The organism is Bradyrhizobium sp. CB3481 (assembly GCF_029714305.1).
GTDB lineage: Bacteria > Pseudomonadota > Alphaproteobacteria > Rhizobiales > Xanthobacteraceae > Bradyrhizobium.
Genome location: NZ_CP121647.1, coordinates 6366412 through 6392168, shown reverse-complemented (window position 1 = coordinate 6392168; position 25757 = coordinate 6366412). Strand labels below are relative to the sequence as shown.

The following is a 25757-nucleotide window of genomic DNA, read 5'->3' as shown; positions in this document are numbered from 1 at the left end:
TTCAGGCCTCGACGTGATCCTTGCTGTTGTCAGATGCGGCCACGCGGCCATAGCCGAGCCAGAAGGTCATGCCGATGCCGACCACCAATACCGCTGCGAGCAGGAAGAAGACCATCGACTGCTTCAGCCAGGACAGCGCCGGCACGGCGGCGCCCATGGCAATGCCGAGGAAACAGATCTCGGGGGACAATAGGCTGAGGCCCGCAAGGAAGGTGCCGAGCGCCAGCAGGGTCAGAAGGACCAGGCTGGTTGCCGGCGTGGGGAGCAGTTGTTGCACGCCGGAAACCAGCATGATGTTCATCGTGACCAGCACCGCTACCCAGTGGAGCGCCTGGGTCCAGATCAAGCGAAACTGGGCCTGCTTGTTGTCGAGCTCGGGCCATTTGGTGACGACGCAGACGACGGCGATGGCGAGCGCCAGGAACTCCCAATACCCGACGAGCGGCTGATGCGAGATATTGGTATAGGCGACGCCGGCGATGCCGAGCACGAGGGCGACGGCAAAGGATAGCCGCTGCCAGGGGAAGCTGGCTCTCCCGGAATAGGTCGAAGGAGGCGCAGCCTCGCTCTGTTGTCCGTAAGTCTCGCTCATGGGACACTACCGTCGGCTCTTTCCGTCCCCGCTTTCAGATCAGTTGGCCGAAGGCCGTTCTGCATGCGCACCGGTACGAACCCGCCTGCTGCCGAAATGCGGATGTCGTCCGCCTTGGTGGCGCCAGGCGCGATGCTTGTGCGGATTCATGTTGGTGTTCGGCTTCGCGCTCTTTGGCGCGACGGTGCTTTGGTCGGTCGATTGAGCGAGCGCTTGTCTTGATGGCGCCCCGACGGCTGTTACGAGGCCGACGATCAGAACAGCTGATATGAGTAGGGTCTTCATGCTTGCCTCCATCGGTTCGTCGAGCTGCTCATGGCATGTTGCCCACGGCTTCATGCTCCTCGCGCGTCGCGTATGGCCTGGGCGACCTTCGTCGCCTGTGACACGCGACCGATTCGTGCGCCCGTAACGATCTTTCTTCGGCGCGTGCTCAGGCGCGGCGCCATACCTTCGCCGGCAGTCAATCCGGCGGAGGGGTAGGGAATGAAATTCGCGGCGCGACGTAGCGCGAGCGCCTTTCGCGCCGCATCGACATGGCTGGTCCGGGCGGTCAGGTTGTGAAGGCGCCTGAGCTCCCTGTTGAGCCGCTTCAGCGCCGCAGCAAAGATTTGCTTGCGCTGGGACGGGCGCTCGGCGGTTCCAGGGAAGTTCGTGCCGCGAGCCCCGCCTTTTCCGCGCACTTCTCGCCGCTTCTGCCGGCTGAGCGTCCGCTCCTTGTCGTGCATTTTTCGCAGGCGGGATCGCAGATCCGCAAGAGCGTCCGCTTCGGCGCCGTAGATGGCGGGATGATGTGTGAGGCGGATCGTCTCATATTCCTCGTGGCTGAGGAGGCTCCGTTCGAACTTGCATGGGATCGACATTTTCTGCTTCTCCGTTGAACCCTGTCGAAGCTCACGTGAGAAAAATCACCTGGTCCTGGCGCCGCAGTGGTGACGCCGCTGCTTGTGCCGCCTTGATCGATGACCGACAGATTTTGCTTCGAGGCATGACCGGCCGCCGCGCTGAGGATGCGCAAAAGGAAGCTCTTTGGGCCGGCGTTGAATAACAGGCTCAATGCATCGGCGTTCTGCGCGAAGCTTCCTGCAGTTCCTGTTCATGGACAGGTTACTGCTCCAGCCCGACATTTACAACCTGAGGTTTTTATATCGAATGGAAGCGATCCATGCGGCTTTCCAACGGGAATTCCGATCCACATCGAACGGCCATGGAAACGGCTGCCAAGCTATTGAAATCGCTGGAGCGCTGTCAGCCAAATTGCTCCAGATGCGCATTGAAAATATTGGATACCAAACGGATTTGGCTACCGCCATCCGGACTTGCGATCTCGCCGATTTTGCCATTTTCAACCGGCGCCCGTCACGCGGGAACAATGCGCCGCCACAATTTCGGTGCTATTGAGATGCTTTCGCTGCTTCGTCGATGGAATGCACCACCATCCTGGCTCCCACGATCCTGTTCTGGTCGCGCTGTCGGTCCTGATCGCCGCGCTGTCCTCGTACACGGCGCTAGATCTTGCGACTCGCATGCGGGCGGCTTCCGGCACTGTCAGCCTGGGCTGGCTTGTGGCCGCAGCCGTCGCCATGGGCGGCGGCATCTGGTCGATGCATTTCGTCGCCATGCTGGCGTTCACCCTGCCGGGCGTGGACGTTTCCTACGATCCGCTGCTGACGCTGCTCTCGCTGGCCCTTCCGATTCTGGTCGCGGCGGCGGCATTCCTCATCGTCAGTCAGCGGTCGAGCACGCTGATCGCATCCGGAATCGGAATGGGGCTCGCGATCTCCGGCATGCACTATACCGGCATGAGCGCGATGCGGATGGCGGCGTCGATCAATTACGACACTGCCTGGGTGGTCGCGTCCATCGCCATTGCGATCGGCGCATCGATCGTGGCGTTGCGCCTCGCCTTTCACATGACCAGCGTCCGCGAGCGGATATCGGCCGGGATCGTCATGGGCCTGGCGATCTCAGGCATGCACTACGCGGCGATGCAGGGCTCGTCTTTTGTCCTGACCGAACGGGTACTCGGCCGCGCCGCCTCCGGCACGGTGGGGCAGGCGCCGCTTGCTTTCCTGATTGCCGGCACCACCATCGTGGTGCTGATGATCGGGCTTGTTGCGGCTGTCTATGACCGCGCCTCGGCCGAACGCGCCGGCCGCGAAGCCGAGGCGCTGCGGCGAAGCGAGGAGCGATTCCGCCTGCTGGTGGAGGGCGTCGCCGATCACGCCATCTTCATGCTCGACCCGGAAGGGCGGGTCGCGAACTGGAACCTCGGCGCGAATAGGCTGATCGGCTATGGCGAGGAGATCGTCGGGGCGCATTACGCCATCCTGCACACCGACGAAGACCGCGATGCCGGTGTTCCGGATGCCCTGCTTCGCGACGCAAAGCGCGACGGCAAGTCGGCAGGCGAGGGCTGGCGCGTCCGCAAGGATGGCAGCCGCTTCTGGGCCGAGGCGACGATCAGGGCGGTGCGCAACGAGCGCAGCGAGACCATCGGCTTCGCCAAGATCGTCCGGGACGTGACGGAACGCCGCCTGTCTCAGGAAGCGCTGGAACGCACGCGCGACGCGCTGGCGATCTCGCAGAAGATGGAGACCGTCGGGCAGCTCACCGGCGGCGTCGCCCACGACTTCAACAACATCCTTGCCGTGATCCTCGGCAGTCTCGAACTGGCGAAGAAGCGCCTGCAGCCGGAAGATCCGAGAATTCACCGGCTGCTCGACAATGCGATCCATGGCGCGCTGCGCGGTGCCTCGCTGACCCAGCGGATGTTGGCGTTTGCGCGCAAGCAGGATCTCAAGCCCGTCATTGTCGACGTCCCGGAGCTGGTCCGCGGCATGTCCGCGCTCCTCAAGTTCGATCCGGCGATCCGGGTCGAGACCCGGTTTCCGATCGAGCTGGCCAAGGTGAAGGTCGATGCCAACCAGCTCGAGCTTGCGGTCCTCAACCTTGCGGTCAATGCGCGCGATGCCATGGCGGCCGGCGGCGGCACCATCAGCATTGCCGCGCGCGAGGAGCAGGCGAGCGACGGCCTTGCCGCGGGACGCTACGTCGCGCTTTCGGTGAGCGATACCGGATGCGGCATGGACACTGAGACGCTGCAGCATGCGCAGGAGCCGTTCTTCACCACCAAGGGCGTCGGCAAGGGAACCGGTCTCGGCCTGTCGATGGTCAAAGGGCTGGCAGAACAGTCCGGCGGCGCGCTGCGACTGAAGAGCAAGATCGGCGAGGGGACCACGGCCGAAATCTGGCTGCCGGCGTCCCAGGACGAACAGGTGCCGTCGCGCGCCGCAGCGGAGCCGTCGGCCAGTGCGCCGCGCCGCATTCGCCCGCTTTCGGTGCTGGTCGTCGACGACGACCTGCTCGTTCTCGACAGCGTCGCGGCGATGCTCGACGATTTTGGCCACGCCGTGATCGAGGCGCGCTCCGGCGAGGAGGCCGTTCAGCTACTGCGCCGAACGCCGAAGATCGACATCGTGGTGACCGACTACGCGATGCCGGGAATGAACGGGCTGCAGCTCGCCGAAGCCGTGGCCGCCGAGCATCCCGGCACGCCCGTGGTGCTCTGCACGGGCTATGCGGAGCTACTCGGCAGCGCGCAGCCGCATCTGCCGCGCATTTCCAAGCCGTTCGACCAGGCAGCGCTCGCCGCCGTAATCGATCAAGTGATGCGCGCGCAGACCGATGCACATGCGGTTGTGACGTTGCGCCCGAAGCGTGCCTGACGGCCGAGGGCCTCGGGCGCCCTGTTACCGTACCGCGCATTCGACGCGATCGCGGTCGCCTCGCCGCCGCCGATGCAGACCGCGGTAACGCCGCGCTAGGCGTTGCGCGCTTCCAGCGTGTACAGCAACGTCACGATCAGCCCGCCTTGCGCGGCAAGGGCCACGAGGTCGGTCAGCTAAGCTTGTCAGCTAAACAGGACAACCATACTGCCATGTCGGTCCGGCAGGGCAGAACTGGGGGATGCGCCGATACGGGATTAAAGGTCTTCCGCCACACTTTTTTCCGTGAAGCGCGGGCGAGGCCCCTTTTACGGTCGATTTCCGCATCAAAAGGATTAATACCAATGATATCCGTCCATGCACCAATCGGCTTCACGGGTCCCAATGGGTGATGCGATCACCCGGCAGGAAGAGCGGCCCCAAACTGAGCTTCGGTGAACGCAGGCCCCCGTCCGAGCCACTCCGGAGCAGCCTCCGTCACCCGGGGGAAGCTTTTCTGCGCGCACTTCGCAAATGCCGCGACGAAAATATCGCTATTGAGGGAGAGATGACTTGATGAGGATCGGCGCGTCGGAGGGAACGAGTGCGATGCCCTCGGTGCCGACAGCGCCGCGGCGGGCGGCAATGGCGACTTGTGTGCGGTTGGATACGCCCAGCTTGCGCATGATCTCCCGGACGTGGACCTTCACCGTCGTTTCCGTCATTCCGAGCTTGCGGCCGATGACCTTGTTGGGATCGCCCTCGCACAGGCAGACGAGAACGGCGTACTGCCGCTCGGTGAACTCGGGAGCGGGTCGAAGGCCATCGGAGTGATCGCCGTGGTGGATAGAAGGGGCCTTTCCGTCGAAAAGGGAACCTTGCGGTTCGTAAACGACCCCTTCCGGCCCTGTCCTTGATGGTTGATCTTGCGGCTCAAGTTCCGGGGATGTCGACTCCTGAATGAAATCGGATGATCCGGACTCGATCGACGGCCTGCCGCCGAGCGGCCGGCCGGCCATGATCGCGGCAGGTGGAAAATAGGTGCCGCCGTGCAGCACGAAAGAAAGTGCCTGTAACGCCAGGTCGGGGGGCATCGAATTGCTGAAGTAGCCTTGGGCTCCCGAACGGATCGCTGCGATGACCATCGCAGGATTTTCATCGTCGGAGAGGATGACTAGCGCGGCTTCCCGTCGCAGCGTGTGGAATAGCTGCATCTCGGCGAACAGCTCGAGGTGAGAGGCCGCCCCGGAGCTATAGATCAGCATATCGCACCGGCTGCGATCGACCAGCCTGGCATGCGCTTCGCCGGGATCGAGCGAAACCAACTCGACCTGTTCGTTGCTGGCCCAGGAACTCAAGAAGCTCTCGGTTCGAGCTCGTCGAAATGCCATCGAATCTACAATAAAAACGGTCTTTTGTGGTGGGACTGACATAACGCGCCCCCGATTTTTGGCGATGCTATCGATAGTTTCCTTCTGGACCGCGCTGGTTGATATGAATTAGTTCATGATGCATCATAATTGTTCAGAAAAAGTTTACACTCGATAGTAGTAGATGCCAAGAAGGCGCCGTGTGACGAGATGTCGTCAAAGCATCGTCTTTCAGCCACATTTTGACATCCCCCGATTGGAATAGCGGCGTCACGCAACCGTTGCTCCTATATCTTTCGATACGTACATCTGCGGCTGTGATGCGGATTACGATGATGTCCCTCATGGGATGCATATCGGGACAGATGCGATGTTTGTCAGCAAGTTGCCTCCAAAGCCGGATTTCGACCTGCTCGCTGCAGCTGCGCCGGCTTCCGCAGATCGCCGCACTTTCGTTCTCGCCCTGATCGGCAACCTGATCTGCAGCTGGTCGAACAACGAAAGTCTCTTCATCTACGTCCTTATGATTCTGTTGCGGACAGATGAAGCTGCGGCCGCTGTCGTATTCGCTACGCTGAACACGACCAGGGCGAGGCTCGACCTGATCCAGCGGTTGGCGAAGATCAAGATAACCGACAAGGCGCTTGCCCGGAGTCTGGCGGCGCTCATCGAGCGCTTTTCGGAATCCACCCGGGTTCGCAATGAATTGAATCATTGCATGTTCATCTTCGATTCGAAGGGCGCCATCACCCACACCCAGTCGATGCGGTTGATGGAAACAAGGTCGAGCCTGAAGTTCGGTGACATAAAGGCGCTCGACGAAAACCGGCTGCAGGAAATGCTGCAGACGACCCGCGAAATGACGAAGATCAATCGCGAGATCTGGGATCTATTGCCGCGCCTTGAAGCGCATGTCTGCGGCGGAGAGCAGCCGAGCGTGCCGCGCGACGCGGCCTGAACGACAGACGGTCTCGAACGACCTCGACTCGCGCAGCTTCTGATTCTCCGGATGGTTGATATCGCAAGATACGGCGATCCATCCAATGCGTGGATGTTGTTGGCGGAGATGTGTCGGCAAATTGTCAGAGCCGGCATCTGCAATAACGCGAGGTGCCGGCAGTCGGAAGAACCGACGTCAACGAGCACCGCCGCGTATCGAAGACCGCAGACTTAGAAGATCAGCGATCTCGTTCCGCCCGCGATGCTCCAAGCGCAGGAGCATGTCATGAGTAAGCCAAAGCCCAAGTGGGATCCCAAGGATCAGGACCAGGATCAGGACCAGAAGCAAGACCAGTTACAGGCGCAGGCCAATCTCCAGGCTCAGCTTCAGGGCCAAGGACAGGGTCAGGGCCAAGGTCAGGGCCAACTGCAGTTCGCCGTTCAGTCGTTGGATTCGAAGAGCGAGAACGACAACGACAACGACAACAAGAACGAGAATAAGAACGAGAACAAGAATTCGAACGACGTAGACAATAAGCTCGACAACAAGGTCGACAACGACGTCGACAACAAGCTCGACAACAAGGTCGACAACGATATCGACAACAAGATCGACAACAAGGTCGAGAATACCGTCGACAACAAGGTCAACGTCGATGTCGATGTGAAGGTCGATCTCGACGTGAAGGCCGACGGCCTGAGCAGCCCGGTCATCGACCTCACGCATTTCACCACGTCCGATTCCGTCGTGATGCCCGACGTGGTGAACCAGACGCTGTACGGTGGCGGCAACCAGTTCAACATCGATCAGGTCAACAACCTGGTCGATAACGACACCAACAGCTCCTATGCCGTCTATAACGGCGGCGGCTCGTGTTATCCGGGCTCCGGGTTCGACATGGATGCCAAGATCGAAGGCGGCGAGTCCAAGATCGACGGCGCGCATATGGGCGATGCGGCAGGCGCAAGCGCCGGCATTCATTCCAGTGCCGATGCAGTCCTCAACCAGTCTGCTTTCGACCAGAACATCACCCAGGGTGCGAACATCCAGTTCAACAGCATCACCATGCAGGTTGCCGGTCACGACCTGACCGATAGCCACGATACGCTCTAGTTCCGCGTTCGACCCGCGCGGCTTCTGCCGCGCGGGTCATTTCTTCTCAATGATTTTATTTCAGTCGCCGCAGTTGCCGACAACAAGCTGTCCGCGACCCTGACCGTTCACGGCAACAGGGGAAGGATTCCAATGGCGTCAGCAAGCATTACCGAGATTATTTCCCACTTCGCAGGATATCTGCAGATCTTCCAGGACATCGCCCGCGACCGCGTCCAATATGACGACGGTCTCGTGGCCCGTTCTTCGGACGACTACACGACGCTGCGACCGAATTACGATCATCGCTTCGTGCCCGACGATATGGATACTGCGGCGGGTCCGATTCCGGAACCGCTCACGGACGATCCGATACACCTGGTTCGAGGCCGTCCGCTCAAATTGCTCCATGATGTACAGGATCACGATCCCGACTTCTTTCCACCCCTGCCGAAACTGAACGTTCCGCTGCCGTTGCCGGCCGGCGGCGGTGGAGGCGGGCATGCCGACCATCATGTCAGGGTGACGTACCAGGACGGCGGCCAGCAGACCCAGCTTACGGTCCACCAGTACAACTTCATGCATGACGACGACACCAATCTGCCGACGGACGCGCTTGCCGTCGCAGAACCCCTGATCATGCAGGTCAACAGCAGCGCGATGGCCACCATTGAGCAACTGGCGGCCAATGCCAATGCGGAGATTCCCGCCAACTGGCAGATGCCGCAGAACGATGCCGGCGCGAAGGATTTTCTGTCCGCCCACGACGCAGCATGGGCCGACGGCGGCGGCACGCCGGATCAGCATTCGGTGCCGGTCGGCTATTACGTCGATGGCGAGTTGCAGGATCGCCCGACCGAGCCGACGCCGCCGGCCGAGCCGCCGACGCTGCCCGACACCGGGGACGGAATCGGCCAGTGGGCAACGCTGGGCAGCAACTTCAGCGTCAACGCAGCGCTGATTATCGATGTTGGCGAAGGTGTCCGCACCATGGTGGTGATGGGCGATTACTTCAAGACCAATGCCATCTTCCAGACCAATACGATCGTCGACCATGACCAGATCAGCGTATCGGGCGGGCACGGCTCGCCATCGGTGAGCAGCGGAGAGGATGTCGCGACCAACATTGCCGACTTCGTCCGGGATCCCAGCATCTACACCGGCTTCGCGGCGACGGTGGCCGGCCCGCACTGGAGCATCGATGTGGTGGACGGCGACTACTACAGCGTTCATGCGGTGGCTCAGGTCAATTACCTCTCCGACAACGACGTCGCAACGCAGGTCAGCAGCAGCACCCACTACAATCTTGTCGGCGGCCATAATGAGCAAGGTAACCTGTCGCTGGTTCTCGATGGCAGCATTCAATACGACCTGATCATCATCAAGGGCGCCTATCACGGGATGAACGTGATCTTTCAGAACAACATCCTGTTGAACGACGACAAGATCGTAATGGCGGCCGACGGCTCCGATCCGTCTCAATCGGTGAGTTCAGGCTCCAACAGCCTGTTGAACGAGGCGGCCATTGAAAATTTCGGCGGCGACACCTTTGATACGCTGCCGCCGAACCTCGCGCTGATCGAGAGCCTGCTGGCCTCCGGCATGACGTCGATCGATCCCGCGCTGGGCAGCGCCCTGGTCGGCAATGGCGGCGTCCTCAAGGTGCTCTACATCACGGGAGACTATTACGACATTAATGCGGTCTGGCAGACCAACGTCACGTCCGACGTCAATGTGATGTATCAACTGCAAAACCAGCCGGCGCAGGATCTGATGGCGCTTGATCCCGATGGCGTCGTGACGCAATCGGTCACATCAGGCGGCAACCAGCTCACCAACGATGCTGCGATCGTCGACGTCAATCCCGATGCCACCTACGTCGCGGGGCAGATCTACACTGATTCCATTCTGGTCCAGGCCGACCTGATGCCGGGGGAGGCCGATCAAGCGCTCAAGGGCGACACCAACACGCTGGTGACCGAACTTGTTGCCTTCGTTGACGACCATCCGCAGGAGACGGCGGCCCCACCTCCGGCAGCGATTACCAGTGCGGCTCAGGCGGACCCGATGGCGGCCATGTTGCATTAGCGGACGGGATTTTTGTTTTTTGATTGCAGGTGCAGGAGAGTATTCACATGTGGGGCTGGGATGATCGGGCAGGCGCCGGGAGCTGGCGCCTGACTCAGCTTGACGAAGCAACGGCGAGTTCGGCCAAGATAATTCCGCTTCGTCCGTGGTTCGATCCGACACATTCTCGCACGGAAGATCTGCCGGGAAGACTAGCCGGGGCGAATGTCGGTTTTGCCGAAGCAAAAGCCGCACCCCGGAACATCGGCCCGGCATCGGCCGATCCGTCGACGCGGAAACAAGGTCAGTCCGAGACCAAGCCGGCGCCGGCGCCAGAAGCCAAAGTCGAAGCCAAAGTCGAAGCCAAGACAGAAGCCAAGACAGAAGCCAAGACAGAGGCCAAGACGCCTCCGGGATCGACTGTCGTGATCGAGCAGGCGACGCCGGCTCCTCCGCTTCGCAGCAATGGTGACAAAGACGGTGGCGGATCCTCGGGTGGCAGCGGCGGGGGAGGTGGCGGTGGTGGCAAGCCGCCACTGCATCGGCGTTTCAGCGACAAGGAATTCAGAGACGTGCTTGGCGGCGGTCTCGCGAATGCCCGCCGCAATCTGGTGACCGTGGGCATCTTCTCGGTTGCGGTCAATCTGCTGGTGCTCGCCATCCCGATTTATCTTTTCAACATGTCCGACCGCGTGCTGACCAGCCGCAGCACGGACACGCTGGTGATGCTGACCATCATTGTGATCATCGCGATCGGAGCACATGTGCTGATGGACATGATGCGCCGTCTGATCCTGATGCGGGTTGCGGTCGAAACCGAGGCACGGTTGGGTGGACCCGTCCTGAGTGCTGCCGCGAAGGCAGCGCAGAGCGGCTCCAGCCGCGAATTCCAGACCCTGGCCGACCTTCAGCACTTGCGTGCCTTCATCACCGGCCCGGTACTATTGACGATGTTCGATACGCCGGTGGCGCCGGTCTACTTCGCGGTGGTCTTCCTGATCCATCCTCATCTCGGGCTCATCGTATTGGGCTCCGGCGTCGCGCTCGTCCTCGTGGCGTTGGCTAACCAGCGGGTCACCGCGGTGCCGTTCAACCAAGCCAACAGTTATGGAGCCAGGGCGAATCTCACGGCGGAATCCATGGCCCGCAATGCCCAGGTCATCAACGCGATGGGCATGATCCCGGAAGGCGTCCAGGTATGGGGCCGCGAGACCGTGGAGTCCTTGAAGGCGCAGGTGATCGGACACGATCGCAACATCCTGATGACGGGGTTGTCCAAGTTCCTGCGGCTGTGCACCCAGATCGCCATTTTGGGCTGGGGCGCATGGTTGGCGCTGGAGAGCCAAATGACCAGCGGCATGGTGATCGCGGCCTCGATTGTCGCCAGCCGCGCGTTAGCGCCGCTGGAAGGCACGATCGAGGGTTGGCGCAACTTCGTGCAGGCGCGTTCGGCCTATCTCCGCGTCAAGGGGCTGCTCTTGAATTCACCGCTCAACCTGGAGCGGCTCCGCCTGCCGCGTCCTGCCGGCTATCTCAACGTCGAGCGTATTCTCTATGTGCCGCCGCCGAACAAGAAAGTGATCCTGAACGGCATCAGCTTTCAACTGCAGCCCGGCGAATCGCTTGCGATTGTCGGAGACTCCGGCACCGGCAAGACCATGCTGGCGCGGATGCTGGTGGGATCCATCATCCCGACGGCAGGCAGCGTGAGGCTTGACATGATGGATCTGCGCAACTGGGATCCACGCCAGTTCGGCGAGAGCGTCGGCTATCTGCCGCAGGACGTGCAACTGTTCCCAGCCAGCATCAAAGCCAATATCGGCCGCATGCGCGACGACGCCCGCGACGAGGATGTATTCGACGCCGCCGAGGCTGCCGACGTGCACGAGATGATCTCCAGCTTTGCCCAGGGCTATGAAACGATCGTTGGAATGGACGGCAGCCCGCTATCGGGAGGCCAGCGACAGCGGATCGGGTTAGCGCGGGCCTTCTTCGGCAACCCGCGCTTGATCGTGCTGGACGAGCCGAACTCCAATCTCGACGCCAATGGCGAACGGGCGCTCGCCAAGGCACTGCTGCGCGCCAAGGAGAAACAGATCACGGTGGTGACGATCACCCAGCGCGCAGCGCTGCTGGTGAGCGTAGACAAGATCATGATCATGCATCAGGGCTCGGTGCAGGCGTTCGGCACCCGCGACGAGATCCTTCCGATGATCACCGGGCGCAAGCCGAACAACATCTCGCCCGGCCCAGGGGGCGCCCCGCCTTCCTTGAACTAGGGGCGGCCATGTGAAAGCAACGAGGTCAAGCGATGGCCAAGAGGAAAATTGCAGCCCGCCCCGCCGAAGCAGAAGGCACGTGGTACGAATCGCTGCCGCGCTCGACCAGGCTGCCGACCGTCGCCGGCGCGCTGATTATGGCCGTCGTGCTGATGGGATTCGGCGTCTGGGGCAACATGGCGCCGATCGCCGGCGCCGTGGTCGCCTCCGGCGTGTTTGTGGTGACCGGACAGAACAAGATCATCCAGCATCTCGAAGGCGGAATGATCCGCGAGATCTACGTGCGCGAAGGCGATAAGGTGGAAGCCGGGCAGATATTGCTCGAGCTTGACGATACCGCGGCGCGTGCGGAGTTGCAGCGGCTGTTCCTGCGGCGCATTCGCCTGACCTCAATCGACGCCAGGCTGCAGGCCGAGACGAAGGAGGAGTCCGATGTCACGTTGCCGGCCGAAGTCGTCAAATGGATGGACAGCTCGCCCGAGGTGAGGGAAATCGTCGAAAGCCAGCAAATGACGTTCGCTGCGCGCCGCAACAATCTAAACAGCGACATCAAGAGCATCCAGGAGAGCATCAACGCCCTCGATGAGCGAATCCGGGGATCGCACGTGCAACTCGACGCGGTCCGGCGCCAGATCGTCTTGCTCGATGAGGAGATCGTAACCAAGGACAAGCTCGTGCAGCAGGGACTGGTGCGCAAGCCGGAACTGATGGTGCTGCAGCGGCAGAAGGCCAATCTGGAAGGCGAGGTCGGCCGCATCCTCGGCGACATCGGCGATGCCAAGGAACGCATCGCCCGAGCGGTGGAGCAGATCAATGGTGTGCGCAAGACCGCTATCAAGACCGCCGTGGAGCAGATGCACGAGGTCCGCGGCGAGCTGGCCGACGTACGAGAGCGGATGCTGAGCGCAAAGGGCGTGCTCGACCGGGTCCGCGTCGCGGCGCCGGTGAGCGGCGTGGTGGTGAAGCTTCGCTACCATACGAAGGGCGGCGTGGTTGAGGCGGGCAAGAACATCATGGAGCTGCTGCCGCTGAAGGACGAGCTCATCATCGAGGCAAGGTTGCGGCCGCAGGATATCGACAATGTCAAGCACGGTCAGACGGCGATGGTGCGGCTCACGGCGCTGAACCAGCGCATCACGCCGATGTTGTCCGGTGATGTCATCTATTTGTCCGCAGACACGCTTGCAGATGAGAAGAAGTCGCAGCAGGTCGGGCCTACTGACATCTATATCGTGCGCGTCAAGCTCAACAGCGAGGAGAGCAGGAACATTCCCGACTTCAGTCCGACGCCGGGTATGCCGGCCGAAGTCTATATCAAGACGGCGGAACGGACATTCCTGCAATACCTCGTCAGGCCGATCCACGACAGCATGATGCGCGCATTCAGGGAGCGTTAGGCCGATCCGTCAACCCGCAGACTTGGAAAGGTGACCGACGTGCATATCGACATCATCGAAAACTTGCCGCAGCTCGCCAGGCTCGAGGATGACTGGAACGCCGTCTACGATGCGGATGACGACGCCCAGATATTCCTGTCATGGAAATGGCTGAGCGGCTGGCTGTCCAGCATCCCGGGACCCTGGTTTATCCTGGCGGCGAAAGAGCGCGACGCTGCCGAGCTGCCTTACGTCGCTTTCTTTCCGCTGCGGCTGCAAACCACGTTCGAGAAGTCCGAAGTCCTCGGCAATCTCCGGATGGCGGGAAGTTTTGCCGCCGATTATACCGGCATCGTCTGCCGGCCGGAGGCGGACAACAGGGCTATTCCGGCCTTTGCCCGCGCCATTAAACAGATGAATTGGGCGCGATTCCATCTCGATAATATCAGGACGTCTGAGCGGCGCTGGCGGCTGCTGACGGCCTGCTTTCCGAAGGCAGGATTCCATTCGACGACCGTCAATAAGGTTATCAAGATCGACAACATCGATAACAGTCGCTGCCCCTATGTCACGCTTCCAAAGGACTGGAATGGCTATCTGGACCAGCTCAGCGCGAATACGCGGCAGAAAACTCGACGTCTGCTGAAGCAGGTCGAAGCGTCGAGCGAGTACCACATGACTGTTGCTACGCCCGAGACGTTCGAGCGGGATCTCGAGACCTTGCTCGGGTTTTGGGAGACCAAGTGGCGTCCGCGCAAGGGAGATCGGACCGACAGCCTGGTCCGATCCAACCGCAGCATGCTGACACGCAGCTTCCAAGCCGGTCTGGTGTATCTGCCGACCTTCTGGCATGGCGACCGGGCGGTCGCGGCGCTGGCCACGCTGATGGAGCCGCGCAAGCGGACATTCTCGTTCTACATGACCGGGCGCGACGAAACGTTCGAGGGGCCGCCGGCCGGCGTGCTGCTGCATGCCTACAGCATTCGTGACGCCATCGGGCGGGGGTTTGTCGAATACGATTTCCTACGCGGCGACGAACCATACAAATATTCGTTCGGCTGCAACGAGCGGAGGATATACTCCATCCTTCTTGAGACCCGGACCGGCAGAAATCTCGGCGGCCGGATCGACCCCCGCTGCATCTCCGATCTGCTCGCGCAGGCGACCGAACTTCACCGCAAGGGAAGGGTTGGCGATGCGGAAGTCGGCTACCGGCGAATTCTGGAGGTTCAGCCGAAGCACGCCGATGCGCTGCACCGGCTCGGCCAGTTGCTGGCGGCGAAACCTGATCTGGCCGGTGCCAAGCGGGCGTTCCGCACCTTGACGACGGTGCGCCCCGACGCACCCAAAGCGTGGCAGTGCCTCGGCCAGATCTGCGAACGCCTCGATCAGCATGAAGAGGCGCTGCGCCACCATCTGGAGGTCATGCGGCTCCAGCCGGATTCGCCCGATGCGTTTGTCGCGGCGGCCCGATGCATGGTGAAGCTGGGGCGGATGGCGGAAGTCAATGCCGCGCTCCTGGCCGCCGTCGAACCTGCAAACGGAGCGTCGGTGAGGAAGTGGCGCGATTGGCGGAGCATGCCGGACCGGCAAGCTGCCCGCGAACAGGTGATTTCGGCATAGACTCGCTGTCGGAGTGATCCCGCGTGGGTGGCGCGTGCCGAGGAAAGGAGGGCACGCTCGATGAATCCCGAAAAAACCTTGGGGCCGGGCAGCAGATCGGAAAATGAGTTGCCGGACCAGCCTGCGCTGCCGGGACGTATCCGGATCAGAATGAGCGCGCTCGGCGCGATACGGTGCCCAAACCTGGCCGGGCGGGAAGGGGTCATCATCGGCATCGGCCACTACCGCAGCACGTTCCGCATCATGTTTGACGGATTCAAATCGGCGACGTCGCTGCACAGCACTTACATCGAAACCATTGACGAGGAATGACGCGAATCCGCTCGCACCAACCCATGACGCTCCGGTTCTTAGGTTTTGTGCCGCACAGCGGCGGTCCGACACCTCCAGTTCCCACCTGAGCCGCTCGGTTCCGGGAAGGTGGAACCAAACCTGCTGGCGGAACGTTGCTCCTCGGGCGAGGCACTCTGTGCCCGCTATCTGCTTCTTCGTGTTGCCGAGGTGTCGCCTGCTGCAAAGCTCATCCATCCTCATTCCGGGTAAAACCGTCTGGAGAAGGTGCAAGGCAGGGCGGCTGGCAATCCTCAACGACGCAGCCGCTTATTTCGCCGCTCTGCGCGAAGCCCTGCTGCTTGCCAGGCGGCAGGTCTACATCATCGGCTGGGACATCCACAGCCAGACGCGGTTCGTCGGGCCCTCAGGGCAGGGCGAGGACGGCTACCCGGAAGAGCTCGGCGCCTTTCTCAAGGCGCTGCTGCTGGCCAAACCAGAGCTGCGGATCAATATCCTGATCTGGAATTTCCCAGCGCTCTATGCCGCCGAGCGCGAATGGAATTCCGCCACCAAATTCACCGCGGGCGCATCGGAGCGGCTTCGCTTCTGCTTCGATTCCAGCCTGCCGCTCGGCTCCGCGCAGCACCAGAAGATCGTCGTCATCGACGGCGCGCTCGCCTTCGTTGGCGGGCTCGACCTCACGATCCGGCGCTGGGACACCAGCGCGCACGAGGTTCATGATCCGCTGCGGATCGATCCCGACGGCAAGCCCTATCCGCCGTTTCACGACGTGCAGTGCATGGTGGATGGCGACGCAGCAGCCAGCATAACGCAAATTGCGGAGAGCCGGTGGCGAGCGGCGGGCTGCACGGTCGAGACATCGGCGGCGGTGACAGACGAGCGCTGGCCGGCCTCGGTGCCGGTGCAGTGCCGCGGCATGACGGCCGGGATCGCTCGTACCGAGATTGCAACCGCCAGCACGCCCGGCGTAAACGAGGTCGCGCTGCTGTTCGAGGCTTCGATCAACGCGGCCGACCGTTTCATCTATATCGAGAACCAGTTCACCAGCGCCACCGACATCGCGCGCCTGCTGGCACGGCGGATGGTTGAGGTGCCGCAGCTTCGCGTCCTGATCGTGACGCCAAAACTGCATTCGTCCTGGTTCGAATCGCAGGCGATGCAGAGCGGCCGCGGCGGATTCATTGGCCAGTTCGTGGCCGCCGGCGTCATGGACCGGGTCCGCTTTCTCTATCCGGCGGTGCGGGATGACGAGGCGGATGCTGCTGTCATGGTGCACAGCAAGGTGATGATCGTCGACGACCGTATTCTCCGCGTCGGCTCGGCCAACCTCAACAACCGCTCGATGGGCGCGGACACCGAATGCGATCTCGCCTTCGAGGCAACGTCCGAGACGCAGCAGAAATTTATCGCGCGGCTTCGGCGGCAGCTGATCGGGCATTTCTGCGGCGTCGGTGAACGGGAGATCGAAAGCAACGAGGCCGATCTGTTCGGATATCTCGACCCCCGGGCGGAGGGCGAGGCGGCGAAAGCGCTACGGCCGATCGATCCGGCCGCGACTGCGGGCGGCATGGCGGCCATGGTGCAGCCGGTCGCCGATCCCCGTGAGCCGCTGCATCTCGACCGCGCCGCCACGCGGATGTGGACGCCAAGGACGATTTTGGCGGTAGGCGGTTTGGCCGCGGCGCTCGGCGGCCTTGCGCTGGCCTGGCAGTATACGTCGCTGCATGACTTCACCGATATCGGCTTCGTCTCCTCGGTCATTTCTCAGCCCGCGCGCACGCAGTTCGCGCCGCTGTTTGCGGTCGCCGCCTTTGTCCTCGGCGGGCTGGTCGTGTTTCCGGTGCTGGTGCTGATTGCCGCGACGGCGGCGGCGCTGGGGCCCTGGATGGGGTTCTTCAGCGCCGGCGCCGGCGTGCTGCTTAGCGCGCTTACGTTGTTTGCAATCGGCCGCGCGCTCGGCCAGGCGCGGCTGCAGCGGCTGCTCGGGCGGCGGGCGGGCCGGGTGCAGAGCCGCATCATCGGCAAGGGCGTCGTTGCGGTTGCCATGATCCGGATGGTGCCGATTGCCCCGTTCTCGATCGTGAACGTGGTGGCGGGCGCCAGCAAATTGAGCCTGCGCGATTTCATGCTCGGCACGGTGCTCGGCATGGCGCCGGGCATTGCAGTGATGGCGGCGCTCGGCGCGCAGATCGCCGATCTCGCGCGAAACGCCTCGTGGAGCAACGCATTGCTGCTCGCGCTGGCGATCCTCGCCTGGATCGCGCTGTGCCTCGGCGTGCAGTTCCTGGTCACCTGGTGGGCGGGACGACGCACGTGACGAACACGTTGCGCATCATGACGTGGAACGTGCACGGCATCTTCCACCTCAATCCGAAGTTCGACGTGGAGGGCGTGTGCTCGATCATTCGCCGCTGGTCTCCCGATATCGCGGCGCTGCAGGAGGTCGATTCGCGCGGCAGGACTGACGACCCCTTCGCCCTCCTGGCCAAAGCCATCGCCGGCCATAGCGTCGATGCGCGGACGATCGTCACCGAGGATGGCGACTACGGCCAGGTGCTGCTCAGCCGCTGGCCGTTCGCCGCGCCGCCGCACATTTCCGATGTCTCCTATCAGGAGCGCGAGCCGCGCCGGGCGATCGCCGCGCGCATCCTGGCGGACCAGGGCGAGGTCACCGTGATCGCCACCCATCTTGGCCTGAGCATCCATGAGCGGCACGCCCAGGCGCATGCCTTGGCCGAACTGGTGCAACCGACGCGAACGCTGGTGCTCGGCGATTTCAACGACTGGTTCTGGGTGAAATCGGTGCGCGGCGTGCTGGCGCGGATTTGCCCGGTGCGCACGCGGCTACGGACGTTTCCGTCGCGATTGCCGATGATGCGGCTCGACCGCGTCTATGCCTCGCGCGATCTCACCATCCGCTCGGCCTGGACCGATCGCAAGGCGTGCGCCTATTCGGACCATCTTCCCGTGATCGCGGATGTCGCGTTTGGGGAATAGCTTCAACTCCTCATCCTGAGAGTCTGTGAATCTATCCAGCTCCGTCATTGCGAGCGCAGCGAAGCAATCCACGTCTCGGCTCGGAGATAGATGGATTGCTTCGCCGCGCTCGCAATGACGTGGATATAGCGGAGCGCGCAATCTCTCCCCTCATCCTGAGGAGCCGCGGAGCGGCGTCTCGAAGGATGAGCCGCGGGCCTCATGGTGAGACGCGCGAAGACGCGCTCCTCACCATGAGGGTTAGATGACGCGGCTCGCTGTATCCTTTTTCAAACAGGCTTGGCAGGGTGTAGCGTCCTTGGGTGGCGCTCGTGCAGGAGCACGGCGAGATCGTGGCGCAGTTCCGGGCGCGCTTTCATCGCGGTTTCGAACAGCGCCTCCTGGATGTCGCGGGGCATGTCGCCCCAGATGGCGATGGCTGCATCGCCGAGCAGCGGTGCGAAGCTTTTGTCATCCGTCATGTGATCCTCCGTCGGCTCTACGTCCGAGTTACGCGAAGGTTCCCGATCGCCCGGATCTCCCACCGCCTCCGGAACCGCGGCCTGCCCAGCGAATTGTTGACGGCATGAATGGATCAAGGCCGTGGTGGGAATCCGCCGTCATCTACCAGATCTATCCGCGGTCCTTTCAGGACAGCGATGACGATGGGATCGGCGACCTCAACGGCATCACCGAACGGCTGCCTTATCTCGTCGATCTCGGCGTCGACGCGATCTGGATCTCACCGATCTTCCGTTCGCCGATGAAGGATTTCGGCTACGACATCGCCGACTATATCGATATCGACCCGATCTTCGGAACGATATCGGATTTCGACCGGCTGGTTGCCGCGGCGCATGCGCGCGGGATCAAGGTGATCCTCGACTTCGTCCCGAACCATTCGTCCGACCAGCATGCGTGGTTCGTCGAAAGTCGCGGCTCGCGAAATAACCCGAAGCGCGACTGGTACATCTGGCGTGATCCGGCTCCTGGCGGCGGTCCGCCGAACAACTGGCTGTCCGAGTTTGGCGGCAGCGCCTGGGAGTTCGATCCCACGACCGCGCAATATTACTACCACGCCTTCCTGAATTCCCAGCCCGACCTGAACTGGCGCAACCCGCAAGTCGTGGAAGCGATGCGCGAGGTGCTGCGCTTCTGGCTGGGCAAGGGCGTCGACGGCTTCCGCGCTGACGTGATCTGGCACCTGATCAAGGATGCGCAGTTTCGCGACAATCCGCTCAACCCGGACTACCACGCAGGTAGGCCGCCGAACGAAGCGCTGGTCCCGCTCTACACCACCGACCTGCCCGAAGTGCATGATGTGATCGCCACGCTGCGCCGGACAATCGATGAGTTTCCCAACCGCCTCTTGATCGGCGAGATCTATCTGCCGGTGGAGCGCCTCGTCGCCTATTACGGCAGGGATCTTGGCGGCGTGCATCTGCCGTTCAACTTTGCGCTGCTCAACGTGCGCTGGGACGCAAGGTGCATCCAGTCGCTGATCGCGGAATATGAGGGCTCGTTGCCGGAGGGTGGCTGGCCGAATTGGGTGCTGGGCAATCACGACCGTCCGCGCATTGCCGGCCGAGTCGGCGCGCGCCAGGCCACGGTCGCGGCCATGCTGCTGCTGACCTTGCGCGGGACGCCGACGATCTATTATGGCGACGAACTCGGCATGCCCCAGGTCGATATTTCCCGCGAGCGCGTGCGGGATCCCTTTGAGCGCAATGTCCCCGGCATCGGCGTCGGCCGCGACGGCTGCCGGACGCCGATGCAATGGGAGGCCGGCGAAAACGCCGGCTTCACCGCGGCCGAGCCATGGCTGCCGCTGGCGAACGATTGGCGATCGAACAACGTAGCTGAATTGCGCGGGGATGCCCGCTCGATCCTCAATCTCTATCGCCGCCTGCTGCGCCTGCGCAAGGAAACGCCTGCGCTGTCGGTCGGTGCTTACAGGCCTTATGCTGTGGACGAGGATCTGCTGGCCTATTACCGCGAGCTCAATGACGAGCGGCTGCTCATCGTCCTCAACCTGACTGACCGCCCGCAGGCGCTGAAGCTGGAAGAGGGGGCGCACGCAAAAATCCTGGTCTCGACCCGGGCGGAGCGCGACGGCGAACGCGTTCCCGGCATCGTCACGATCGTCGGGGACGAGGGACTCGTGATCGATCTGGCGAGCCGATAGGAACCAGCACATCTGGCGGACGTTTGGCCCTCGCTGAGGCGGATTTTTCCGCTTGAACCGAGGGAGCTTAGTCGCACGCGTGAGTGCAAAGGAAAAGTCGACGGCCTGGTGGCAAAGCGCCGTCATCTATGAGATCGCCGCCATCTCGTTTCAGGACAGTAATGGCGACGGCTATGGCGACCTTCCGGGCCTCTTGCAACGGATCGATTATCTCAAATGGCTCGGTGTCGGCGCGGTCTGGCTGACGCCGATCTACAAAAGCCCCGATCAGGACTTCGGCTACGACATCTCAGATTTTTGCGCCGTCGATCCGCGCTGTGGCACGATGCAGGATTTTGAGCGCGTCAGAGACGCGCTGCACGCGGCCGGCATCAGACTCATCCTCGATTTCGTCCCCAATCACACCTCCGACCAGCACGCCTGGTTTCAAGAAAACCGCACGTCGCGAAACAATCGGAAGGCCGATTGGTACGTATGGGCGGAAGCCGGCCCGAACGGCGGACCGCCGAATAACTGGCTCAGCCGGTTCGGCGGCAGCGGCTGGGAATGGTGCGAGGCGCGTCGGCAGTTCTATTATCACTCCTTTCTGACCAGCCAGCCGGACCTGAACTGGCGTAACGCGAAGGTGCGTCAGGCCATGGCCAACGTCATGCGTTTCTGGCTTGACCGCGGCGTCGACGGCTTTCGCGTCGACGCCAGCGCGGTGCTGATCAAGGACGAACTGCTGCGCGACAATCCCAGAGATCCTGAAGCCGACGACAACACGCCCCCGCCGCAAAAATACGCGCCCGTCTTCACCGATGACCGGCCCGAAGCGATGGGCTGCATCGAGTTCATTCGAAGCGTTCTGGACGAGTATGATGAAAGGCTGCTTTGCGGCGAGGTGCAGGGCAAGACCGACCGTATCGGCCATTTCTACGGCAACGACAAGCCGCGCATGCACCTGCCGCTGAACTTCGCGCTGCTCGATACGGAATGGAATGCAATCGCGCTGCAGGCGACAATCGATGCCTATTACAATGCGATCCCGGACGGTGGCTGGCCCGACTTCGTGATCGGTGGCCATGACAAGCACCGGGTGGCGAGCAAGCTCGGCGAAGCGCAATCAAGAATTCTCGCGATTCTCTTGATGACGCTGCGCGGCACGCCGTTTCTGTTTGCCGGCGACGAGTTCGGAGCGGAGCAGGTAAAAATTCCGCCCGACAGGATTCGCGATCCCTTTGAAAAACTGGTGAAGGGGTTCGGCTTGAATCGCGATCCCGAGCGCGCGCCGCTGCGTTGGGACGACACCGGGCAGGGTGGGTTCACGACCGTCGAGCCCTGGCTGCCCCTGGACGAGGATCGTTCGCGCAACATTGAGGCGCAGCGCCGCGAGAAGCGTTCGCTGCTGCATCTCTACCGCGAGGTGATCGCCTTACGGGACCGCGAGCCATGTCTGCTGCACGGCGAGTACCGGCCGCAGCGGGCGCACAACGACATCTTCTGGTTCGCGCGCACCCTGGATAAATCCGAAATCCTGGTCGGTCTCAATCTCTGCGGCGAGCCGCGGCTCTGGGAATGGCAGGGCCGCGGCGTCACGCTGATCTCGACCCATCTCGACCGTGAGCAAGACAAGGTCGAGGGCCCGATGCATCTCCGGCCTAACGAAGGCGTGGTGATCAAGCTGAACCCCTGAGCCGCGGCCGGCCAGTCATCGCCCCCAGCGCAGCACTACCGGATCGAGCTGCCGCGCGATTTCGATCAGCCCGGCGCGCGTCGCCGGGTGGACTTTCTGCAGGGGATGGCGAACCGCTTCCGAGCCGATCACGCCGCCTTCCTGCATCAGGATCTTTGCGGTCTGCAGGCCGCATTGGCGGTTCTCGTAATTGATCAGCGGCAGCCAGCGTGCATAGGCCGCCATCGCCTCAACCCGGCGCCCGGCGAGATAGGGATCGATAATTTGCCTGATGCCGTCAGGATAGCCGCCGCCGGTCATCGCGCCGGTCGCGCCGGCATCGAGATCGGCCATCAGCGTGATCGCTTCCTCGCCGTCCCAGGGACCTTCGATGTTATCGCTGCCGGCCGCGATCAGATCGCGCAGCTTTGCCGCCGCCATCGGCACCTCGATCTTGAAATAGCGGATGTTCGCCATCTCCCGCGCCATGCGCGCGAGCAGGTCGACCGACAGCGGCGTCCCCGCGACCGGCGCATCCTGGATCATGATCGGGATGTCGATGGCGTCGGAGACGGTGCGGTAGAATTCGAAAATCGCCTTTTCGGATACGCGGAACGTCGCGCCATGATAGGGCGGCATGATCATCACCATGGCAGCCCCCGCCTCCTGGGCCTGGCGGCTGCGCTCGGCGCAGATGCGCGAGCCGAAATGCGTCGTCGTCACGATGACAGGCACGCGGCCGGCGACATGGTCGAGCACCGCATGCATCACCTTCTCGCGCTCGGCATCTGTCAGCACGAACTGCTCGGAGAAATTGGCGAGAATGCAGAGGCCGTTGGAGCCCGCGTCGATCATGAAATCGATGCAGCGGCGCTGTCCCTCGAGGTCGAGCTCGCCGCGCTCGTCGAAGATGGTCGGGGCGACGGGGAAGACACCGCGGTGGGGCCGTTTTGCAGTTGTGGTCATTCTTGATGTTCCGTTCGGAGGGGATCAGTGATTGTATGGTTGTCCAACTCGTTCATCAACATGCTAGAAGGCTCGGCGTAACCGGCGGATAAGAAAAAGGGAGGACCGATGGGGGGAGTTCTGGAGGGCGTTCGCGTCCTCGATTTCGGGCGCTATATCGCAGGTCCCTACTGCGCGACCCTGCTGGCGGAATTCGGCGCGGAAGTCATTCGCGTGGAAAAGCGCGACGGCAGCGAAGATCGCTTCGTGGCACCGGTCGGCGAAGGCGGCGAGGGCGCGCTGTTCCTGCAGGTCAACCGCAACAAGAAGAGCATCACGCTCGATCCGATGAAACCGCAAGGGCAGGAAGTGATGCGGCGCCTGGTCGCGACCGCAGACGTCGTCGTCGCCAACCTGCCGCCGCAGACGCTGCGCGCGATGAAGCTCGATTATGAATCGCTCAAAGCGATCAAGCCGGACATCATCCTGACCACGGCGACCGCTTTCGGCAACCCCGGGCCGTGGTCCGACCGCGTCGGCTTCGACGGGGTCGGGCAGGTGATGTCGGGCGCGGTCTACATGACGGGCAAGGGCGATCCGCCCTACCGAGCCGCGGTGAACTGGGTGGATTTCGGCACCGCGCTGCATTGTGCATTCGGCACGCTGGCTGCGCTGATCGAGCGCGGCAAATCCGGCCGCGGCCAGATCGTCGAGGGCGCGCTGCTGGCGACCGCGCTTTCCTTTACCAACGCGACACTGATCGAGCAGGCGGTGATATCGGCCAACCGCGTGCCGACCGGCAATCTCGGCCAGACCGCGGCGCCTGCCGACATCTACCGCACCAGGGACGGCTGGGTGCTGTGCCAGGTCACGGGGCATCCGCTGTTCATCCGCTGGGCAAGGCTGATGGGCGAGGCGGACCGCTGGCTGAGCGATCCGCGTTTCGCCGACGACATCAAGCGCGGCGACAACGGCCCGATCATCAGTGAAAGAATGGCGCGCTGGTGCGCCGAACGCACCACGCAGGAAGCGGTCGACGCGCTTGGTAAAGCGATGATTCCGGCAGGGCCTGTGCTCAGTCCGCAACAGGCACTGGAACATCCGCATATCCGCGCCACCGGCTTCTTGCAGGATGTCGATTATCCAGGCTTGCCAAACCCGGCGCCAGTGGCGCGCGCGGCGGTGCGGCTATCGGAAACCCCAGGCGAGATCGCCAGGCGTCCGCCGACGCTCGGCGAGCATACCGATCGCGTGCTGGCCGATGTCAGCTATGATGCGGACGCGATTGCAGCGCTGCGAAGAGACGGGATCATCTGACGCAGCGCGGCTATGTGACGGGATGAGCGAACTGTAAGCGCGGCGTGCCCATCATCCATCACCGATGACGCTGCTCTAACTCTTACCCTCCCCTGAAGGGCCCTGGAGGGGGAGGGTGAGTCCCTCTGATTGGAGGGGGCGGAAGTTATCTGGCAAACCTCGGGCAAATCATGTCGCGAGAACGCCGCCTCATATTCCGTTGTCATCGCCCGGCTCGACCGGGCGACCCAGTACCCAGAGACGCCAATGATAGAACCGAGAAGCCGCGGCGTGCTGGATCCTCCGCCTGCGCGGAGGATGACAGCGGTGGATGCGGCGACATCTCCCGTCATTGCGAGCCACCCGGTCGGCGCGAAGCGCCGCCGGATGACAGGCTCCGCGAAGCAATCCATCGCGCGGCACGCGGAGACGTGGATCGCTTTGCTGCGCTCGCAAGGACGGCGAGGGGTGGGCTACATCTGAAGCGAGCCTCAATATGCGGGCGTTCACCGCTTCCTTGCAAAAGCTTGAAGTTTAAAATATATGCTGGACCATCCCTCAGGAGGTTCCACCGATGGCCCTGATATCGCGCTCCTGCCATGCGCTCGTCACCGGCGGCGGGCGGGGTATCGGCCGGGCGATTGCCGTGGCGCTGACGAAGGCGGGTGCGACCGTCACCGTGCTCGGCCGCAACCGCGCGACGCTCGATGAAGCGGTTGCATTCGGCGCAGCACAGTTCGTGGCTGTTGCCGATGTCGCCGATCCCGCGTCGGTGACATCAGCGATCGCGGAAGTCGCCGCGCGGCAGCCGATCGACATTCTCATCGCCAATGCCGGCGCGGCGGAATCCGCACCGTTTGGCCGCTCCGACGCGGCCCTGTTCCAGCGGATGATGGACGTCAACTTCATGGGCGTGGTGCATGCCGCGCAGGCCGTGTTGCCCGGTATGCTGGAGCGCGGAAATGGCCGCATCATCGCCGTCGCCTCTACTGCGGGCCTGAAGGGCTATGCCTATGTCTCGGCCTACAGCGCCGCCAAGCATGCGGTGATCGGCCTCGTCCGCTCGCTGGCGCTGGAGACAGCCAAGAGCGGCGTCACCGTCAACGCCGTCTGTCCCGGCTTCACCGAGACCGATCTGCTGGAAGGCTCGATCGAGAACATTATCAAGAAGACCGGCCGCAGCCGCGAGCAGGCGATCGCGGAACTTGCCAAGCACAATCCGCAAGGGCGCCTGATTGCGCCATCGGAAGTGGCTGATGCCGTACTCTGGCTGTGCGGCGAGGGTGCTGCCGCCATTACCGGGCAGGCCATTGCGGTCGCCGGCGGCGAGGTCTGAGCGGCCAACGACAACATCCAATTCA

21 protein-coding genes are annotated in these 25757 nt (G+C 62.6%); 16 read left to right on the top strand and 5 right to left on the bottom strand.

Translation table 11 applies throughout. The features are described 5' to 3' along the window. Position 1 precedes the first annotated feature (1 nt). Positions 2-592, bottom strand: coding sequence for a hypothetical protein (locus QA643_RS31005; RefSeq protein WP_283029463.1), 591 nt, complete (start codon positions 590-592; stop codon positions 2-4). A 335-nt stretch (positions 593-927) separates the two neighbouring features. Next, a complete protein-coding gene (locus QA643_RS31000; RefSeq protein WP_349253243.1) occupies positions 928-1320 on the bottom strand; it encodes a hypothetical protein in 393 nt (130 codons plus the stop codon). A gap of 170 nt (positions 1321-1490) precedes the next feature. Here QA643_RS31000 and QA643_RS30995 point away from each other — a divergent pair, with 170 nt between their 5' ends. The 3 genes from QA643_RS30995 to QA643_RS30985 are packed head-to-tail and all read left to right on the top strand — an operon-like array spanning position 1491 to position 4320. Further along, a complete protein-coding gene (locus QA643_RS30995; protein ID WP_283029461.1) occupies positions 1491-1640 on the top strand; it encodes a hypothetical protein in 150 nt (49 codons plus the stop codon). A gap of 50 nt (positions 1641-1690) precedes the next feature. Then, positions 1691-1993 carry a hypothetical protein gene (locus QA643_RS30990; protein ID WP_283029460.1) on the top strand — a complete coding sequence of 101 codons (303 nt, stop codon included), beginning with the start codon at positions 1691-1693 and terminating at the stop codon, positions 1991-1993. Positions 1994-2019: 26 nt separating this feature from the next. After that, complete coding sequence (locus QA643_RS30985) at positions 2020-4320, top strand: MHYT domain-containing protein (RefSeq protein ID WP_283029459.1); 2301 nt, start codon at positions 2020-2022, stop codon at positions 4318-4320. A gap of 533 nt (positions 4321-4853) precedes the next feature. On the opposite strand, the gene QA643_RS30980 is transcribed toward QA643_RS30985, so the two are convergent. Beyond that, positions 4854-5657 (bottom strand): response regulator transcription factor, encoded by an 804-nt coding sequence (locus tag QA643_RS30980; RefSeq protein WP_283029458.1) that lies wholly within the window; start codon positions 5655-5657, stop codon positions 4854-4856. Positions 5658-6039: 382 nt separating this feature from the next. Between QA643_RS30980 and QA643_RS30975 the strand changes: the two genes are divergently transcribed. The 9 genes from QA643_RS30975 to QA643_RS30935 all read left to right on the top strand — a co-directional run bounded on the left by QA643_RS30975 (position 6040) and on the right by QA643_RS30935 (position 18337). After that, entirely contained in the window at positions 6040-6627 is a 588-nt protein-coding gene (locus QA643_RS30975; protein ID WP_283029457.1) for a hypothetical protein, read from the top strand. A 267-nt stretch (positions 6628-6894) separates the two neighbouring features. Then, positions 6895-7722, top strand: coding sequence for a hypothetical protein (locus tag QA643_RS30970; protein WP_283029456.1), 828 nt, complete (start codon positions 6895-6897; stop codon positions 7720-7722). A gap of 132 nt (positions 7723-7854) precedes the next feature. Further along, on the top strand, positions 7855-9789 hold the full coding sequence (locus QA643_RS30965; protein ID WP_283029455.1) for a hypothetical protein: 1935 nt from the start codon (positions 7855-7857) through the stop codon (positions 9787-9789). Between the two features lie 47 nt (positions 9790-9836). Further along, on the top strand, positions 9837-12047 hold the full coding sequence (locus QA643_RS30960) for a type I secretion system permease/ATPase (protein ID WP_283029454.1): 2211 nt from the start codon (positions 9837-9839) through the stop codon (positions 12045-12047). Between the two features lie 32 nt (positions 12048-12079). Then, entirely contained in the window at positions 12080-13444 is a 1365-nt protein-coding gene (locus QA643_RS30955) for an HlyD family type I secretion periplasmic adaptor subunit (RefSeq protein ID WP_283029453.1), read from the top strand. Positions 13445-13507: 63 nt separating this feature from the next. Then, the gene (locus tag QA643_RS30950) at positions 13508-15046 is read left to right on the top strand and encodes a GNAT family N-acetyltransferase (RefSeq protein WP_283029452.1); all 1539 of its coding nucleotides are present in this window, start codon (positions 13508-13510) and stop codon (positions 15044-15046) included. A 60-nt stretch (positions 15047-15106) separates the two neighbouring features. Next, positions 15107-15358, top strand: a complete 252-nt coding sequence (locus QA643_RS30945) for a hypothetical protein (RefSeq protein ID WP_283029451.1) — start codon at positions 15107-15109, stop codon at positions 15356-15358. A gap of 157 nt (positions 15359-15515) precedes the next feature. Next, positions 15516-17657, top strand: a complete 2142-nt coding sequence (locus QA643_RS30940) for a VTT domain-containing protein (RefSeq protein ID WP_283029450.1) — start codon at positions 15516-15518, stop codon at positions 17655-17657. Then, positions 17654-18337, top strand: a complete 684-nt coding sequence (locus tag QA643_RS30935) for an endonuclease/exonuclease/phosphatase family protein (protein ID WP_283029449.1) — start codon at positions 17654-17656, stop codon at positions 18335-18337. Before QA643_RS30940 ends, QA643_RS30935 begins: the two co-directional genes overlap by 4 nt. Before the next feature lie 269 nt (positions 18338-18606). Here QA643_RS30935 and QA643_RS30930 read toward each other — a convergent pair whose 3' ends face one another. Beyond that, positions 18607-18798, bottom strand: coding sequence for a hypothetical protein (locus QA643_RS30930; protein WP_283029448.1), 192 nt, complete (start codon positions 18796-18798; stop codon positions 18607-18609). Positions 18799-18902: 104 nt separating this feature from the next. Here QA643_RS30930 and QA643_RS30925 point away from each other — a divergent pair, with 104 nt between their 5' ends. Both QA643_RS30925 and QA643_RS30920 read left to right on the top strand, forming a co-directional pair. Continuing rightward, positions 18903-20501, top strand: coding sequence for an alpha-amylase family glycosyl hydrolase (locus tag QA643_RS30925; protein ID WP_283029447.1), 1599 nt, complete (start codon positions 18903-18905; stop codon positions 20499-20501). 79 nt (positions 20502-20580) lie between these two features. Continuing rightward, positions 20581-22176: an alpha-amylase family glycosyl hydrolase gene (locus QA643_RS30920; RefSeq protein WP_283029446.1), complete on the top strand. Its 1596-nt coding sequence runs from the start codon at positions 20581-20583 to the stop codon at positions 22174-22176. A 15-nt stretch (positions 22177-22191) separates the two neighbouring features. On the opposite strand, the gene QA643_RS30915 is transcribed toward QA643_RS30920, so the two are convergent. Then, positions 22192-23121, bottom strand: coding sequence for a dihydrodipicolinate synthase family protein (locus QA643_RS30915; RefSeq protein WP_283029445.1), 930 nt, complete (start codon positions 23119-23121; stop codon positions 22192-22194). A gap of 108 nt (positions 23122-23229) precedes the next feature. On the opposite strand from QA643_RS30915, the gene QA643_RS30910 reads away from it, so the two are divergent. Both QA643_RS30910 and QA643_RS30905 read left to right on the top strand, forming a co-directional pair. Further along, positions 23230-24417: a CoA transferase gene (locus tag QA643_RS30910; protein ID WP_283029444.1), complete on the top strand. Its 1188-nt coding sequence runs from the start codon at positions 23230-23232 to the stop codon at positions 24415-24417. A gap of 553 nt (positions 24418-24970) precedes the next feature. Then, on the top strand, positions 24971-25732 hold the full coding sequence (locus QA643_RS30905) for an SDR family oxidoreductase (protein ID WP_283029443.1): 762 nt from the start codon (positions 24971-24973) through the stop codon (positions 25730-25732). Positions 25733-25757 lie beyond the last annotated feature (25 nt).